Here is a 15,007-nt window from a genome sequence, read left to right on the forward strand (position 1 = left end):
ATCAGCCTCCTCGGTCTCGCCCTCTACCGATACAGACGAGCCCGCCCCCGCCGATTCATCGCCGAGAGCTACATGAGCGAGGCATTCGCCGAGAGCGGCCCTCGCTGAGGTAGCTCTCGGCGGCGCTCAGCTCTTTTTGGCGGCTGCCTTCATCTGTTTTTTGAAGGCGCGGACCTCCAGCAGGGTCTCGGCGTCGACGATGTCGGCGGCCGAGCGGCGGGAGCCGGGTTCGGCGTAGGCGCCGGCGGCGTCCTCCCAGCCCTTGGGACGGACGCCGAGTTGCTTACCGAGCAACGCGAGGAAGATGCGGGCCTTCTGGTCGCCGTAGCCGGGCAGGTCCTCGAGGCGGCGCAGCACCTCTTTGCCGTCCGGATCACCTTGCGTCCAGATGGCGTCGACGTCGCCGTTGTAGTGCTCGATGATGTAGCGCGCCAGGTCCTGGGTGCGACGGGCCATCGAGCGGCCGTAGCGGTGGATGGCGGGCGGGGTCGCGCACAGTTCCTCGAACTCGGCGGTGTCTGCCTCGGCGATCCGGTGGATATCGAGCCCGCCCATCCGGTCGGCGATCTTCTTCGGGCCGCGGAAGGCGTGCTCGAGCGGATACTGCTGGTCCAGCAACATACCGATGACCAGGGCCAGCGAGCTCTCCGACAGCAGCTCATCGGCCTCCGGTTCCTGCGCGAGAGTCAACTTGGCCATGCTGCGCTCCTCCAAGCGGTCCGGATGTCCCCCGATCATCCCACCCCCGCAGCGGCACCGGCAGCGGCGTCGCGGACCCACCGGGAAGCCGCGGCATGCTACTCGCCGGTAGTGACTCCGGTCACAAGGGGGCACGTCTTTCCACGTAGGCTCGGCACATGCCACAAACGGCGATACCCACATCCGCAACACCCACGATGGATGCACCAATGAACAGCTTCGGGTTACGTCCCGACCGCTTCGACTCGGCGGGCCAGGAACAACTGATCGACGTGCGCGACCTGGAGGCCGCGCTGCCCGGATTGTCGCGGCTGCGCGACTGGGCGCATCAAGCGCTCGCGCTGCGTCCCGGTGAGACCGCCGTCGATATCGGCTCCGGCACCGGCTCGGAGGTCATCACCTTCGCCGAGGCCGTCGGACCCACCGGCACCGCCATCGGCGTGGAGCCCGACCCGAATCTGCTGGCCGCGGCCGAACGCAACGCCGCCCAGCTCGGCTCGCGGGCGAAATTCCATTCCGGCGACGCCTACGGCATCCCGTTCGGCGCCGACACCTTCGACGCGGTGCTGTGCGAACGCGTCTTCCAGCACCTCACCGCACCCGACCGCGCCGCCCGCGAGATCGCGCGCGTGCTGAAACCCGGTGGACGGGTCGTGGTGGTGGACGCCGATTGGGGCACCGCGATCGTGCATCCGGGCGATCATCAGGTGGTACGCGGGGTCGTCGACACGCTCATCTCCGCCACCACCAACCCGTTCTCCGGCCGCCGCCTGCCCGGCCAGCTCACCAAGGCCGGGCTGGTCGTCGACGATATCGGCTCGCACGCCCTGGTCCAGCAGCGTTCGGCCGGGGCAGGCGCGCTCGTCTCACGGATCTCGGCGATGGCGGTGGCGCGCGGCTCGATCACCGAGGCCGAGCGCGACCAGCTGCTGGCCGATCTGGCCGCGGGCGCGGCGAGCGGCGATATCCACCTGTCGGTGACGATGTTCGCGGTGCTCGCCCACAAACCCGCCTGACCCGATCCGACCGAGACGACGAACCCGCGGCGCGTGGTAGGCGCCGCGGGTTCGCTACTTTCGGGAATCCCTGTTGGGACTATTTACCGAGCATCTTCTCGGTGGCCGCCAGCAGCACGCAGGTGGCCAGGCCATCCATCGCCTTGGCCAGTTCATCCAGCGACGGGAAGCTCGGCGCGATCCGAATGTTCTTGTCTTCCGGATCTTTCCGGTACGGGAAGGCCGAACCGGCGGCGGTCAGCGCGATGCCGGCGTCCTTGGCCAGGCTGATCACCCGGGCGGCGGTGCCCTCCATGACGTCGAGGCTGATGAAATAGCCGCCCTTGGGTTCGGTCCAGGACGCCACCTTCGACGGCCCGAGCCGATCCTCGAGGATCTTCAGCACCAGCGCGAACTTCGGCTCGAGGATCGCCCGATGCTTCTGCATATGTGCGCGCACACCGGCGGCGTCGGTGAAGAACCGCAGGTGGCGCAGCTGGTTGATCTTGTCCGGGCCGATGCTCTTCTTGCCCGCGTGGCTCAGGTACCAGTCCAGGTTGGCGGTGGAGCCGCCGATGAAGCTCACCCCCGCGCCGGCGAAGGTGATCTTGGAGGTCGAGGCGAACACCAAGGGGCGGTTCGGGTTACCCGCGGCCTCGGCCATACCGAGCACATCGAGCACCGGGGCTGCGGTGTCGGTGAGCGGGTGCACCGCGTAGGCGTTGTCCCAGAACAGGCGGTAGTCGGGGGCGGCGGCGGGCATCGAAACCAGTTCGCGCACCACGTCTTCGGAGAAGACCACACCGGTCGGGTTGGAGTAGTTGGGCACCGCCCACAGGCCCTTGATCTGCGGGTCATCGGCCAGCAGCGCGGCGATGGCCTGGGTGTCGGGACCGTTGTGGCGCATCGGGATCGGGATCATCTCGAAGCCGAGCGCCTCGGTGATCGCGAAATGCCGGTCGTAGCCGGGGCTCGGGCACAGGAACTTGACCGTCGGCTCGTCGGCCCAGCGGCGCGGCGAATCCGGGGTGCCGTAGAGCGTGGCGAAGGTGATGACGTCGTGCATCAGCTCGAGGCTGGCGTTGTTGCCCGCGAGCAGGTTCGAGACCGGGATGCCGAGCAGCTCGCCGAAGATGGCGCGCAGTTCGGGCAGGCCGTGCAGGCCGCCGTAGTTGCGGCAGTCGGTGCCGGTGCCGTCGCGGAAATCGCCGTCGCCGGGCAGCGCGAGCAGGGCCGCGGACAGGTCGAGTTGTTCCGGCGAGGGTTTACCCCTGGTCAGGTCCAGCGTGAGCTTCTCGGTCTTGAGCGTCGCGTAATTCGCGGTCTGGGTCTCGTGTTCGGACACGAGCTCCTCATGGCTCATCAAACCGATCTGCGTTTGCCGGGGCATCCTTGGCAGCCTTTCCAAGCAGCGTGGGGGTAAGGGGAACGGGGGCCGATCACTCGGCACACCCCGGTCAACGTTACCCGGCGATTGCTGCGAATTGGGGGCAATAAAAAAGGGGACCCCGCGCACCCGGCAGAGCCCGTTGACCCTTGCTGCCTTCCGGCCCTGGGGGAGTTCACAGGATGCGCGCCGCGCGGGATCCGTCGGCCAGTGTAGCGGTCCGTGCCCAGCCGTGCAGACAGGGGGCGGCGCGCGACAAGATCGCTGGCTACGATCCTTGGGAATACCGGAGGGGCTTCGCCCTCAGGCACGAGGGGATCGACAGATGACCAACCAGAATCCGCCCGGCAGCGGCGGCCCGGAACCGCAGTGGTGGGAGACCCCGAACACCGGTCAAGGGGCCGACCCGTCCAGGGCGGATCCGACCATCCTGCGATCCGACCTGAATCAGCCGGTGGCCGATCCGACCATCCTGCGCTCGGATCTGAACCCGCCCGGCGACCCGTACGCCAGCGGCGCCAATCCCTACGCCAGTGGGGCCACGCCGTATCAGGGAGCCAACCCCTACCCGAGCGGCGCCAACCCCTACCCGCCCGGTGCTCAGCAGCAGTGGGCGCCCGGTCAGCCCGTGCCACCGGCAGGCTTCATGCCTCCGCCGCCGCGGCCGAGCAACAAGACGCCGTGGATCATCGGCGGTTCGATCGCCGCGGTGGTGCTGCTCGTGGTCATCGGCGGTGTGATCGCCATCGCCTCCAGCGTGTCCGATTCCGGCGGCGACGAGCCATGGGAGGGCGATTACGCCTTCAAGGAGGGCAACGCCTGCGAGCTGGTCGACCTCAGCGTCCTCGAACAGTGGGCGGTCAACCGCGAGGAGACCACCCACAAAGAGGACGGCCCGATGGACCGCATCGGCGGCGGCGACCTCAGCTGCCGGGCCAAGAACACCAACCCCGGCGAGGACGGCGGCGACGCGTCGCTGTCGCTCGAGGTCGCCTTCGACACCAAGTACCAGGACGAACCCCGCTTCGACATGTGGAAGCAGTTCGACACCGGAACCACCGGCACCGGCTACGACCACGGCACGGTGAGCGATATCGGCGAGCGCGGCTACTACGCCACCCAGGAGCACACCTACAACTACATCCCGAGCACGCTCGACCACATCGTCGCCGTCAACGACAGCAATATCTCGGTCAAGGTCGAGATCAGCGTCTCGTCCATGAGCAGCTTCGACCGCGACGGCATCGACGCCGCGGCCCGCGCACAGGTCAAGAAGGTGCTCGACGCCCTGCGTAAATAACCGGCACGACGCCGCGCACCAGCGCGGATGAGCGCCGCGACCGGCCCGTTTGGCATCGGCCGGGGTCCAGCCGGTATGCTGCACCACGGAGGATTCGCCTAGTGGCCTATGGCGCTCGCCTGGAACGCGGGTTGGGTTAACGCCCTCAGGGGTTCAAATCCCCTATCCTCCGCCGAGAGACCGGCCCGGATGCGGTAACGCAACCGGGCCGGTTTTCGTTTGCGATGGTCCTGCCGGGGGTGCGGCGATGGCATCGTTTCGCGCCGGCGATGCGACTCGCGCCCGAGCGATGCCACTCGGACCGGCGCAGGCACCACCACTCGACCCCCGCGCAGGCAATGCACCTCGGGCCGCCCGGCACAGCACCACTCGACCGACGCCGGCGATGCGGCTCGCACGCGAGCGATGCCACTCGGACCGTCGCCGGTACCAGCACTCGACCCGACGCGGTCGGTGCATTTCGGGCCGCCCGGGCTGCGCGCCTCGGACCGCTTGGAGCCGAGCGCTATCGGCTGCCGAGCGCGGCGGTGTCGATTACGCTCGAACGGACGTAGCCGAGATCGGGGGGTTCCGATGACGAGCAAGAGCGCGTGGTCCGGACGTGCGCGGGCCGCGGTGCTGGTGTCGATCGCCGGTGCGGCGTTGCTCACCGGGTGCGACACCGCTGGTCAGGCACTACCCGAGACCACGACACCGGCTTCTACAACCCAAGCGCCGCCCGGCATACCTGTGGTCCTCACCGCGCAGACCGCCGACGGCACACCGCCGTCGCCGGAAACCATGAGCGCCGCCAGGCAGATCATCCTGTGGCGCGCCGAAGGCATGCGACTGCCGGGCACGACCGTGACGATCAAGGACGACACCCTGGTGGTCACCGTCCCCGACGACGACGGCACGGCGGCGCGCAGGCTCGCCCAGACCGGCAAGCTGACGCTGCGTCCGGTCCTCACGGCGGTGCCTCCGGCCGGCTCCGGGCACGCGGCCCCCGACGCGACTACCGCCGAAACCACCAGGCAGAGCACCGATCCCGCGATCCAGCAGCAGGCCGTCGCCGAACTCGACTGCGGCGCGGCCGATCCGCTGCGCAGCGCCGACGATCCGGCGCTCCCGCTGGTGACCTGCGCCGCCGACGGCACCGAGGTCATGCTGCTCGGCCCCTCGGTGCTCGACAACCGCAGCATCTCCGACGCGAAAACCCGGCTCGAACCCGGGTCGAACCGGCACTCGATCGAGGTGACGTTCACCAAGGACGCCACCGATGTGTTCGAGGATTTCACCACCGAGAACATGAACAAGCGCATCGCCTTCGTCGTCGACACGAAGGTGGTCAGCGCGCCGATGGTCATGTCGCCTACAGCCGGCGGATCCACGCTGATCTCCGGGAACTTCACCGCCGAATCGGCCGAGGAGCTGGCCAACTCGCTGCGCTTCGGCGACCTTCCGGTGCCGTTCACCGAACCCTAGGCCTGCGCGCGGGACGCGGCCCGCCCGCGCTCCTCGACGCCCGCGCGGATCCGCGCGATCAGGTCGTCCAGGCGACGCTGATGGGCGCCGGCCCAGTAGACCCGCCCGCACCCGCGGCACTGCCGGAAGGTGTCGTAGTAGCGCAGGGTGAGCGGGGGCAGGCGATCGGCGATATCGCGTTTGTCGACGTCGTCGAGCCGGTCGCCGCAGCGCACACAGCGGGTCAGCGGGGTGAGGCGGTCGGCGAGATCGAGCCGGGTGATGACCTCGACGATCTGGTCCACCGGCCGGTCCGCGCGCACGAACACCCCGTGGGTGACGATGCGGCGGGCGAGCAGGCCGCGGTCGCGGGTGAGCAGGATGCGGTGTTCGGCGGCCGAGATCTGGGCGAGCTCGGCATCGGCGGCGTCGAATTCGCAGCGGATGTCGAGCCCCATCAGCCGCATCAGCCGGGCCAGGCCACCCAGGTTGACGTCGACGAGGAAGCGCGGCTCACGCAACGGCCGGGGCCGCACCCGGGTCAGCGATCCGATATCGAGGGTCTCGAACATCGGATACACCGCCAGCCGGTCACCCGGACGCGGCCGGTGCCCGAAATCGACCGATTCGCCGTTGACCAGCAGCAGATCGATCTCGGTATGCGGCACACCCGCCGCTTCCACCACATCCTTGACCGTCTGATGCGGACGCACCGGCCGCCACAGCATCCGGTACCGCGCCTGCGGCGGCAGGAAGTCGTTCAGCTCGGCGTATACGCGCAGCTCGACACCCGCGGTCATGGCTCCATTGTCAGGCGGCCAGCCGCTGCTCGTAATCCCCGGCCAATGCGCGCAGCGCGGTCGCACCGTCACCGACGAAGCTGGACCCGTGCATGATCGCCAAGGTGGTCGGCTCGAGCTCGGCGAGCTTGTACAGCGCGGCGGGAACGGCCGGGCCGAGCGAGGTCGCGTGGAAGACGTCTTCGGCCATCGCGGCGGGCTCGACCAGATCGGCGGAAGTCAGGGCCGGGCCCTTGCCGAGTTGGCTCATCAGATCGCCGCAGAACAGCACCCCGGTGGTCTGCTCGTAGAGCACCCGCGCCTCCCAGTTGTGCGGGGCGTGCGGTGTGTCGAAATGCTGGATGCGGCGGCCACCGATATCGAGGACCTCGCCGTCGGCCATCCGGCGCGGCGGCCGGTCGGCCATATCGTCGATGGAGACCTCACAACCCAGTACACCGTGGGCGACCTGGGCGTTCGGCGCGGCCGCGAGGAACTGATTCATGGCGCCGCATTCGTCGGCCTCGACGTGGCCGAAGGTGATCCAGCGCAGCTGCTCGACCGGCCTTATCCGCTCGATCTGCGCCGAGACCAGCGGGAACAGCGCCCGCATGCCGCAGTGGAACAGCAGCGGTTCCTCGGCATCGACGAAGAACTGATTGAAGGTGAACCCGGCGGGCCCGACCTCAGGAATGAATGTCGAGATGCGGTAGATGCCGTCCGCGATCTCGTCGGTGTGGGTATCCATAGCCGAATCCCCTGCTAGTACCGGTCCCCCACTGCTTGAACACGCGCGTCGAACACCGGTCTCGCAGTCTACTCGCGAATACCTGGCACCGGAATGTCCTTCGAACAGATATTCGGCAAACACCCGCGAGCGCGCTTGCTGAAGACGAATTCAGGTTGCTTCAGGCTGGCTTCAGCCGCGGCTGCGAAGGTTACCGGCAACTTCGAATCAGCAGCCCGCCCTGGAGGTTTCGTCCGATGTTCTTGCGCAAGATCGCTGCCGTGTCCACCCTGGCCATCGCAGCCACCGTCCTCACGGTCGGACCTGCCGGTGGGGACCCGCACACCCCGCCAGCGGTGAACTTCACCGCGACCACCACCCCGTCCAACACCGTCATCAGCGTCGACTCGGGCGCGCTCAGCACCGAGGGCGGGATCTTCGCGATCAAGGCCGGCGACGGCACCGTCCTCGCCGGCACACCGCTCGAGTTCCGGGTCGACGATTTCGTCTTCCCGATCGCGGCCGAGATCAACGGCCTGACCGCCACCCTCACTCCCCGCTTCGACCTCGAGCACGCCGTCTACCGGCCGGTGGCGCTGCCGTTCGAGGACCACGCCCGCTGGGCCACTCCCTACGACCGTGAGGTGGCGGCCTTCACCAGGCTGAAGGACACCATCGCCACCGGCGCCTCGATCGGCACGCTGGTGGGCGGGCTCGGCGGCGCGGCCGTCGGCTGCGTCCTTGGCGGCATCGCGGGCGCGACGGTGGCGGCGGCGACGATCGTCGGCATGTTCGGCCCGTTCATCCCGGCCGCGGCCGTCGGCTGCCTCGGCGGCATCCTCGCCATGGGCGCCCTCGGCACCATCGCCGGGCAGCTGCTGGTGACCGCGCCCATCGCCATCGCGGCCCTGGCCCAGTACTTCACCACGATCAACCAGCCGTTCACCCCGCGCGCGAAGTAACCGGCTTCAGCCGTCCCGAACGCCGTCGGTAGTCGACTCCGCCTCGACTACCGGCGGCTCACGCGGTTCGTCCGGAGGCGGCGGCCTGCGCCGCTCCCAGGCCCGCGCGAGCAGGATCGTCACCCCGACATAGACCCAGCCCAGCAGCACATCGATCGTGTAGTGCTCGCCGCCGTAGATCAGCGTGAACGCCATCGCCGGCGGGTACAGCGCCAGGATCACCCGGAACCATTTCGGCGCGTATGGCCACAGCGCCACCGTCACCATCAGCGAGAACGCGGCATGCAGCGACGGCAGCGCGGCGACCAGATTGCCTTGCGCTTCCAGCCAATCGGCGCTCGTATCGAAGGAGACCATGCCGAATCCGAAGCCGCTGACCCGGCCGACGTCCTCGGGTATCACGCCCTCGCGCGAGGCGTACCAGGGCGGTGCCGCTGGCACCAGGATGTAGGTGAGCAGGCCCAGATACGACAGCAGCACGATTCGGCGCATGTACTTCGACCAGCGGCCGCGCGACTGCACATAGAAGATGGCCGCCACCAGCCAGGGGACGATGAAATGGCTGGTGTAGACGATGCCGGTGAGGATCGACCACCACGGCCGCTCGTCGCCGGTCATCAGCCGCTCTTGCAGCCACACCGTCGGAATGGTGCCGCCGAACAGCCAGCTCTCCGCCGAGACCAGCTCCTCCACCCGCACCGGCATACCGAGTTTGTCGGCGATCCCGCGGGTGTGGTCGTACACCACCAGCGCGGCGATCAACGGCACCCAGTCGATCAGGATCCGCACGTGTTCGCGCCACGGCCGATACGGGTTGAAGGCCGCGATGCCGACCATGATCCAGGCGGCCTGATAGATGCGATCGGTGGGTATGCCGAAGACGATGCTGACGACGGCCAAGGCCGCAAGGTATCCGCACCAGACCCCGCTACGGAACAGTCGGCGCGCCGGTCGCTGCTGTTGCGCGGCCGGAGCGTTCGCCGTTGGCACGCCCATCTATCCAGTTTCCATGCCCGGCGCGGTTACTCGGACGACATCCGGCACAAGTCGGGGAGATGACACGCGAGTGAACTCGTTTGCTGAAGTGTTGCTGATTTCGCTTCCAGCCGATACGGTCATGCCCGACGGGAGCAGCACGACTCCCAGGCCGTTCGCATGGGACCGGGAGATTTCGATGGGGAACACCACCAATAGCGGCCACCGCGCCCGGGCCGGACGTGGCGGCATGATCGCGGCCGACACCTCCGCCGGTGATTTGCTGGCCACCAAGCAGTTCACCGTCGACGGCGCGGCGGTGCGCGTGATGATCGGACGCCCCGAGCCGTACGCCACCGGGCGCGGCTGGCGCTGCCGGATCCGGGTCGAACGCGGCACCTCCCGGCTGGAACAGTCCCAGGTAGTGGCGCCCGATGAGATGTCGGTGGTGCGGCTGGCATTGGAGCTGGTCACCTCGCGCCTCGGCATGAGCGAAACCCAGTTCTTCGAAGGCGCCACCGTCGGGCCCGGCGCCGTCGAGGCCGCCGCCCGCTGACCGAGCCTCACCCGGCGTGCTCGGCCAGGCCGGTACGTTCGGCGAGGAAATCGGCCCAAGTGCGCGTGCCCACGTCGCAGCCGAAGACGAGATTGTCGCCCGCCCGGTAGGCGCGACCCATCGCGCCGGGCACCCGGATCGGCACCAGCAGCCGCCGTTTTCCGGTGGCCCGCAGGTACTGACGGGTGAGTTCGGACAACTCGAGCACCTCCGGCCCGACCAGATCGCGGACCAGCCCCGCCGGCTCGGCGAGCGTGAGTTCGACCAGGCGTTGCGCGACCTCGGCCGTCTCCACCGGCTGGGCCCGCAGCCCGCCGGGCGCGGGAATCACCGGTGATTTCGCCAGCGCGCGGACGACGCCGAACAGCAGGTCGTGGAATTGCGCCGCCCGCAACGTCGTCCACGGGATGCCCGACTGCGTCACGATCTGCTCGGCGGCCGCCTTCTGCCGGTAGTAGCGCACCGGCAGCGAATCCGGAGCGGTGACCGAGATGTAGACGACGTGCCGCACGCCGGCGCGGGCGGCCGCGGTCATCAGGGTGCGCGTGGTGTCGGCGTCGGTCTTCGCGTCACCCGCCAGGTGCAGGATGGTGTCGGTACCGGACACCGCGGCATCGATGCCGTTGTTCGTCGACAGGTCGCCGGTGACGTAGTCGATGCCGTCGCGGATGCCGGAATCGCGCCGGGTCAGCACCCGAAACGGCACACCCGCCTGACGCAGCAGCGGCGTCACCTGACGTCCGAGGGTGCCGGTACCGCCGGTGAGCAAGATATTCGAAGGCATCGCCGTTCTCCGTTCCGTCGGACCACCGCGCGATCGCCCGCGGTGATCAGCAGTTTTTCGGTCTCTGTCTGGAGACGAGGGCGGGCCACGGAATGTGACGGCCTGGCCGAACAGTGACCACTGTCGCATCGATGGTGCGAAGATCTCGGTAGGAAGTTCGCGCCCTATCCGAGGGAAGTGGCGGCCATGATCGAAGTGAGCGACAGCGTGCTGATCGATCGCCCCGTCGACGTCGTGTTCGACTACGTCGCCGACCAGACGAACGCCCCGGCCTGGCAGGACGGCCTGGTGGAAGTGCGCCGCACCACCGACGGCCCGATCGGCGTCGGCACCCGGCACCTCGCGGTCCGCTCCTTCCTCGGCCGCCGCCTCGAACTCACCAACGAGTACGTCCGTTTCGAACCGAACCGCGAAGTCGCGTTCACCGCCGCCACCGGCCCGAGCCGCATGGAGGTCTCCTACCGGACCGAACCCGAGGCGGGCGGCACGCGGCTCAGCTGCGATATGCGGATGGAGCAGAAGGGGTTGTTCGCCCTCGCCGACCCACTGGTGGCGCGGAGCCTGCGCAAGGACTTCGCCTCGAACTTCGCGAATCTGAAGGCACTGCTCGAAGACGCAACGGAGTAGAGGCATGCGGACCCGATTCGAGTTCGATCTACAGACCGCGGCGACGGGCACGATCTGATCAGTCCACCGGGCCGGAACCCGCATCGCGGACGCGAGCGCCCACCTCGTCCACGGCCGCGCGGAGCAGGTCGGCGTAGAAGTCCAGGTCAGGCATCGTCTCGGGGTCGGCATGCACCGAGATCGTCACGGTGTCGCCGAGTCCGTGGACGCCGTGGGTGAGGTGCATGACGGCGCCGAGGGCGGGGAAGCCCGCGGTGAACAGCACGGGTGCGCCGCCGAAGGTCAGATCGGCCGGGCCGCGGTAGACGCTGGAGACGACGGTGTGGCCGGCGAGCGCGTCGGGGACGGTGTCGATCGGATAGCGGTCGACGTCACGGCGCAGGATCGGCGCCGGCAGCGAGGCGGTGACGCGGTCCTGCACCGACAGCAGCGGATGGATCGCGCGGGTGCGGCGGGCGGCCAGATCGGCGGCGATCCGCTCGGCGCGGCGGCGCGGATCCGGCTCGTCGGCGCACAGGTCGACGCCGAGGCTGCGGTAGTTGTTGCGCGGCACCGGCGCCCCCCGCACGAACCCGCCGATGGTGTTGGCCGCCCGGCGGACCAGGTTCTCATCGCGTCTATCGGACAGGCCCGGTGCGGGCAGTGCCATCGGAACTTGCGCGCCCAGCCGGTCCGGCAGCGCTCCCCGGCGTTCCAGATACCGCTCCAGCGCGATCGACACGGCGGTCAGCGCCACCACCGTCACGCTGAACCCCGGCGGCCGCAACTGCGCCGCCGGGCACACGATCATCCGCACCCGATGCCCGCCGACTTCTCCAGGGCCGTTCACCACACTCGGGGCGAAACCGCCACCCGCCTCCGGCAACTCCCCGGCTTCGGTCAACTCCCCCAGCGCGCGTTGGGCACGAAACGCGCTGACACCGCCCGCCATGGTGCGCGCCATCCGCACCGGAATCGCGGCGGCCGCTGAACCGAACCGGACCGCTTCGACGACGGTGCGGAACCGTTCGTACCCGTTGGTCTCGAGGTGACGCGTCAGCCGCGGCGGGTGGGACGAACCGAGGGCGCCGGACGGCAGGCCGATGTCGTCACCGGGGCGATCAGCGTGCGCGACATCCCCGCCCGCGGATACCGGCAGGCCCGAGTCCGACGCATGGCGATGGTGTGGCCGCGCAGCGGGGGCCTGCGGCGAGGTCTCGACGGCCTCCGGGTCCGGGGCGAATAGAGCGCGCGCCAGGTCGGCCGCACGTTTTCCATCGGCCAGCGCATGCGACATCTGCAACACAGCGACGGTGACCCGCTGCGGGGCCGCGGATTCGACCTCGTGGAGGGCGTCCTCCCCCGGCGACGGCAGCGGCGCCCCGGTGATTCCGCGGAAGACGTGGATCCGCCACGGATGGATGGCGGCGTCGACTCCTGTTGCGAGCACCTCGCCCAGCGCTTGCTCGAGATGCGCCCAATCCGTTTGCGGGAGTCGGTGTTCGACGAACTGTTCAGGGTTGAACGGGCACGGCACCCAGGTCGGGTAGGCGAGGTCGCGGGGTGCTGGGCGCAGGCGCACGCAGAGGTCGGGGATGGTGGCGCTGCGGCGGGCGATGGTCGCGCACAGCTGATCGGTGCCCAGCTCGGATTCGGCGAAGCAGTAGAGCAGGAACAGGTCGTTGCGGGTGCGGCGGGACAGCCAGTACATCGTCGCGTCCTGCGGCCGCACCATGGCACCGGGCCGCCCCACCATCCTCATGCGGCGACGATAACGACCCGGTGGCGAGACGGCGGAGGTGGGCAGAAAACCATCGACTCGGCACCGCACGCGGTGCTACCGTCTGTAGTAGAACCCAATTCACTCTCCTCAGGGTCGGGTGTCGACTATGGCTGCACTAGCTCGCACTATTAGTTCGCAGGCCAACGCGGTGGACGATCGATATCGCGCCGCGGCATTCATGAAGCGCTCGATCAACAAGGTCTTCCCGACGCACTGGTCGTTCCTGCTGGGCGAGATCGCGCTCTACTCGTTCATCATCCTGCTGCTGTCCGGCGTGTACCTGACGCTGTACTTCGACCCGTCGATGAGCCACGTGATCTACGACGGCGCCTACCAGCCGCTGCGCGGTGTCGGCATGTCGCGGGCGTACGAGACGGCGCTGAACATCTCGTTCGAGGTGCGCGGTGGCCTGTTCGTGCGGCAAGTGCATCACTGGGCGGCGCTGCTGTTCGCGGCCTCGATCATCGTGCACCTGCTGCGCATCTTCTTCACCGGTGCGTTCCGCAAGCCGCGCGAGGCGAACTGGGTGATCGGTTCGCTGCTGCTGATCATGGCGATGTTCGAGGGCTTCTTCGGCTACTCGCTGCCCGACGACCTGCTCTCCGGCACCGGTCTGCGGGCGGCGTTCTCCGGCATCACCATCGGGTTGCCCGTCATCGGCACCTGGTTGCACTGGCTGATGTTCGGCGGCGACTTCCCCGGCGACATCATCATCCCGCGCCTGTACATCGCGCACGTGCTGCTGTTCCCCGGCATCATGCTGGCGCTGATCGCCGCGCATATCGCGATCGTCTGGTACCAGAAGCACACCCAGTTCCCAGGGCCCGGCCGCAGCGAGAAGAACGTGGTGGGCGCGCGCATCGTGCCGGTGTTCGCCGCCGATCAGGGTGCGTTCTTCGCCTTCACCCTCGGCGTCGTCGGGCTGATGGGCGGGCTGCTTCAGATCAATCCCATCTGGAATATCGGTCCCTACAACCCGTCGCAGGTCTCGGCCGGTTCGCAGCCCGACTTCTACATGATGTGGACCGACGGCCTCGCCCGGCTGATGCCGCCGTGGGAGCTGTATCTGGGCCGCTACACCGTGCCCGCGGTGACCTGGGTGGCGCTGACCATGGGCCTGGTGTTCGTGCTGCTGATCGCCTACCCGTGGATCGAGAAACGGCTCACCGGCGACAGAGCCCACCACAACCTGCTGCAACGCCCCCGCGACGTCCCGGTGCGCACGGCGATCGGCGCCATGGCCATCACGTTCTACGTGGTGCTCACGCTGGCCTGCGTCAACGACATCATCGCCTACAAGTTCAACATCTCCTTGAACGCCACCACCTGGGCCGGACGCATCGGGCTGCTGGTCGGCCCGCCGCTCGCCTACTTCCTGGCCTACCGGTTCTGCCTCGGCTTGCAGCGCAGCGACCGGGCGGTGCTCGAGCACGGCATCGAGACCGGCGTGATCAAGCGGCTGCCGCACGGTGAGTACATCGAGGTGCATCAGCCGCTGGGCCCGGTCGACGAGCACGGGCATCCCATCCCGCTGGAGTACCAGGGCGCGCCGGTGCCCAAGAAGATGAACAAGCTCGGCCTGGCCGGCAAACCCGGCACCGGCAGTTTGCTGCGCGCCGATCCGCGCGAGGAATCCGAGCGCAATCTGGCGATCGAAGAGGAAGAGGAGCACCGGCAGCTCGCCGTGCTGCGCAAACAGCAGGACCTCGAATCCGGGCACTGACCACTGCGAAGGCCCCGAGTCCGAATCGACCCGGGGCCCGTGATGCTGTGTTGCGGCTGCGGCCCGACGCTACTGTCGGCGCCCGAACTGGCCACTGGCCAGGCCGGTTAGGAATGCGTCCCACTCGCCGGGGGCGAAGGCCAGCACCGGTCCGTTCCCGCTGTCCTTGGTGTCCCGGACCGCCACGTTGCCGTCGACGAGATGCGCGACTTCCACGCAGTTCCCGTCCGGGCCACTGTGCCGGCTCTTCCGCCACACAGCGCCCGTCAAATCAACCTCCACGGCACC

The 15,007-nt window shown here is 68.6% G+C and carries 15 protein-coding genes, 1 tRNA gene and 1 other RNA gene; 8 read left to right on the forward strand and 9 right to left on the reverse strand.

Going from position 1 to position 15,007, the window contains the following annotated elements:
- Positions 1–126: 126 nt before the first annotated feature.
- Complete coding sequence (locus FEK34_RS11045) at positions 127–699, reverse strand: HhH-GPD-type base excision DNA repair protein (protein WP_138447762.1); 573 nt, start codon at positions 697–699, stop codon at positions 127–129.
- Positions 700–908: 209 nt separating this feature from the next.
- On the opposite strand from FEK34_RS11045, the gene FEK34_RS11050 reads away from it, so the two are divergent.
- Positions 909–1,715, forward strand: coding sequence for a methyltransferase domain-containing protein (locus FEK34_RS11050; RefSeq protein WP_138447763.1), 807 nt, complete (start codon positions 909–911; stop codon positions 1,713–1,715).
- Between the two features lie 79 nt (positions 1,716–1,794).
- Here the strand turns inward: FEK34_RS11050 and FEK34_RS11055 are convergent, their stop codons facing one another.
- Positions 1,795–3,084: an aminotransferase class I/II-fold pyridoxal phosphate-dependent enzyme gene (locus FEK34_RS11055; protein WP_138447764.1), complete on the reverse strand. Its 1,290-nt coding sequence runs from the start codon at positions 3,082–3,084 to the stop codon at positions 1,795–1,797.
- A gap of 107 nt (positions 3,085–3,191) precedes the next feature.
- An RNA gene (gene ffs, locus FEK34_RS11060) (signal recognition particle sRNA small type) lies at positions 3,192–3,286 on the reverse strand.
- Positions 3,287–3,406: 120 nt separating this feature from the next.
- Here ffs and FEK34_RS11065 point away from each other — a divergent pair.
- From FEK34_RS11065 to FEK34_RS11075, 3 genes are all read left to right on the forward strand, one after another.
- Complete coding sequence (locus tag FEK34_RS11065; RefSeq protein WP_138447765.1) at positions 3,407–4,381, forward strand: hypothetical protein; 975 nt, start codon at positions 3,407–3,409, stop codon at positions 4,379–4,381.
- Positions 4,382–4,468: 87 nt separating this feature from the next.
- Positions 4,469–4,553 (forward strand) — tRNA-Ser (locus FEK34_RS11070).
- A gap of 401 nt (positions 4,554–4,954) precedes the next feature.
- Positions 4,955–5,845, forward strand: coding sequence for a SecDF P1 head subdomain-containing protein (locus FEK34_RS11075; RefSeq protein WP_138447766.1), 891 nt, complete (start codon positions 4,955–4,957; stop codon positions 5,843–5,845).
- On the opposite strand, the gene FEK34_RS11080 is transcribed toward FEK34_RS11075, so the two are convergent.
- Both FEK34_RS11080 and FEK34_RS11085 read right to left on the reverse strand, forming a co-directional pair.
- On the reverse strand, positions 5,842–6,624 hold the full coding sequence (locus tag FEK34_RS11080; protein WP_138447767.1) for a Mut7-C RNAse domain-containing protein: 783 nt from the start codon (positions 6,622–6,624) through the stop codon (positions 5,842–5,844). The genes FEK34_RS11075 and FEK34_RS11080 overlap by 4 nt on opposite strands.
- 10 nt (positions 6,625–6,634) lie before the next feature.
- A complete protein-coding gene (locus FEK34_RS11085) occupies positions 6,635–7,351 on the reverse strand; it encodes an MBL fold metallo-hydrolase (RefSeq protein WP_138447768.1) in 717 nt (238 codons plus the stop codon).
- Positions 7,352–7,587: 236 nt separating this feature from the next.
- On the opposite strand from FEK34_RS11085, the gene FEK34_RS11090 reads away from it, so the two are divergent.
- Complete coding sequence (locus FEK34_RS11090) at positions 7,588–8,292, forward strand: hypothetical protein (RefSeq protein WP_138447769.1); 705 nt, start codon at positions 7,588–7,590, stop codon at positions 8,290–8,292.
- Positions 8,293–8,298: 6 nt separating this feature from the next.
- On the opposite strand, the gene FEK34_RS11095 is transcribed toward FEK34_RS11090, so the two are convergent.
- Positions 8,299–9,288 (reverse strand): phosphatase PAP2 family protein, encoded by a 990-nt coding sequence (locus FEK34_RS11095; RefSeq protein WP_138447770.1) that lies wholly within the window; start codon positions 9,286–9,288, stop codon positions 8,299–8,301.
- A gap of 178 nt (positions 9,289–9,466) precedes the next feature.
- On the opposite strand from FEK34_RS11095, the gene FEK34_RS11100 reads away from it, so the two are divergent.
- Positions 9,467–9,823 (forward strand): DUF6968 family protein, encoded by a 357-nt coding sequence (locus FEK34_RS11100; protein ID WP_249358986.1) that lies wholly within the window; start codon positions 9,467–9,469, stop codon positions 9,821–9,823.
- Between the two features lie 7 nt (positions 9,824–9,830).
- Here the strand turns inward: FEK34_RS11100 and FEK34_RS11105 are convergent, their stop codons facing one another.
- Positions 9,831–10,607 carry an SDR family oxidoreductase gene (locus FEK34_RS11105; RefSeq protein ID WP_138447771.1) on the reverse strand — a complete coding sequence of 259 codons (777 nt, stop codon included), beginning with the start codon at positions 10,605–10,607 and terminating at the stop codon, positions 9,831–9,833.
- Between the two features lie 186 nt (positions 10,608–10,793).
- Between FEK34_RS11105 and FEK34_RS11110 the strand changes: the two genes are divergently transcribed.
- Entirely contained in the window at positions 10,794–11,234 is a 441-nt protein-coding gene (locus tag FEK34_RS11110) for an SRPBCC family protein (RefSeq protein WP_138447772.1), read from the forward strand.
- Between the two features lie 58 nt (positions 11,235–11,292).
- Here FEK34_RS11110 and FEK34_RS11115 read toward each other — a convergent pair whose 3' ends face one another.
- Positions 11,293–12,975: a WS/DGAT domain-containing protein gene (locus tag FEK34_RS11115; protein ID WP_138447773.1), complete on the reverse strand. Its 1,683-nt coding sequence runs from the start codon at positions 12,973–12,975 to the stop codon at positions 11,293–11,295.
- Between the two features lie 127 nt (positions 12,976–13,102).
- On the opposite strand from FEK34_RS11115, the gene qcrB reads away from it, so the two are divergent.
- Positions 13,103–14,719: a cytochrome bc1 complex cytochrome b subunit gene (gene qcrB / locus FEK34_RS11120; RefSeq protein ID WP_138447774.1), complete on the forward strand. Its 1,617-nt coding sequence runs from the start codon at positions 13,103–13,105 to the stop codon at positions 14,717–14,719.
- Between the two features lie 69 nt (positions 14,720–14,788).
- On the opposite strand, the gene FEK34_RS11125 is transcribed toward qcrB, so the two are convergent.
- Complete coding sequence (locus FEK34_RS11125; protein ID WP_036531994.1) at positions 14,789–15,001, reverse strand: DUF397 domain-containing protein; 213 nt, start codon at positions 14,999–15,001, stop codon at positions 14,789–14,791.
- Positions 15,002–15,007: the final 6 nt, after the last annotated feature.

The organism is Nocardia cyriacigeorgica, assembly GCF_005863245.1.
Classification (GTDB): Bacteria; Actinomycetota; Actinomycetes; order Mycobacteriales; family Mycobacteriaceae; genus Nocardia; species Nocardia cyriacigeorgica_C.

Coding starts and splice junctions, on each gene's coding strand:
- FEK34_RS11045 (WP_138447762.1), bottom strand. CDS start 699: ATGGCCAAGTTGACTCTCGCGCAGGAACCGGAGGCCGATGAGCTGCTG.
- FEK34_RS11050 (WP_138447763.1), top strand. CDS start 909: ATGAACAGCTTCGGGTTACGTCCCGACCGCTTCGACTCGGCGGGCCAG.
- FEK34_RS11055 (WP_138447764.1), bottom strand. CDS start 3,084: ATGCCCCGGCAAACGCAGATCGGTTTGATGAGCCATGAGGAGCTCGTG.
- FEK34_RS11065 (WP_138447765.1), top strand. CDS start 3,407: ATGACCAACCAGAATCCGCCCGGCAGCGGCGGCCCGGAACCGCAGTGG.
- FEK34_RS11075 (WP_138447766.1), top strand. CDS start 4,955: ATGACGAGCAAGAGCGCGTGGTCCGGACGTGCGCGGGCCGCGGTGCTG.
- FEK34_RS11080 (WP_138447767.1), bottom strand. CDS start 6,624: ATGACCGCGGGTGTCGAGCTGCGCGTATACGCCGAGCTGAACGACTTC.
- FEK34_RS11085 (WP_138447768.1), bottom strand. CDS start 7,351: ATGGATACCCACACCGACGAGATCGCGGACGGCATCTACCGCATCTCG.
- FEK34_RS11090 (WP_138447769.1), top strand. CDS start 7,588: ATGTTCTTGCGCAAGATCGCTGCCGTGTCCACCCTGGCCATCGCAGCC.
- FEK34_RS11095 (WP_138447770.1), bottom strand. CDS start 9,288: ATGGGCGTGCCAACGGCGAACGCTCCGGCCGCGCAACAGCAGCGACCG.
- FEK34_RS11100 (WP_249358986.1), top strand. CDS start 9,467: ATGGGGAACACCACCAATAGCGGCCACCGCGCCCGGGCCGGACGTGGC.
- FEK34_RS11105 (WP_138447771.1), bottom strand. CDS start 10,607: ATGCCTTCGAATATCTTGCTCACCGGCGGTACCGGCACCCTCGGACGT.
- FEK34_RS11110 (WP_138447772.1), top strand. CDS start 10,794: ATGATCGAAGTGAGCGACAGCGTGCTGATCGATCGCCCCGTCGACGTC.
- FEK34_RS11115 (WP_138447773.1), bottom strand. CDS start 12,975: ATGAGGATGGTGGGGCGGCCCGGTGCCATGGTGCGGCCGCAGGACGCG.
- qcrB (WP_138447774.1), top strand. CDS start 13,103: ATGGCTGCACTAGCTCGCACTATTAGTTCGCAGGCCAACGCGGTGGAC.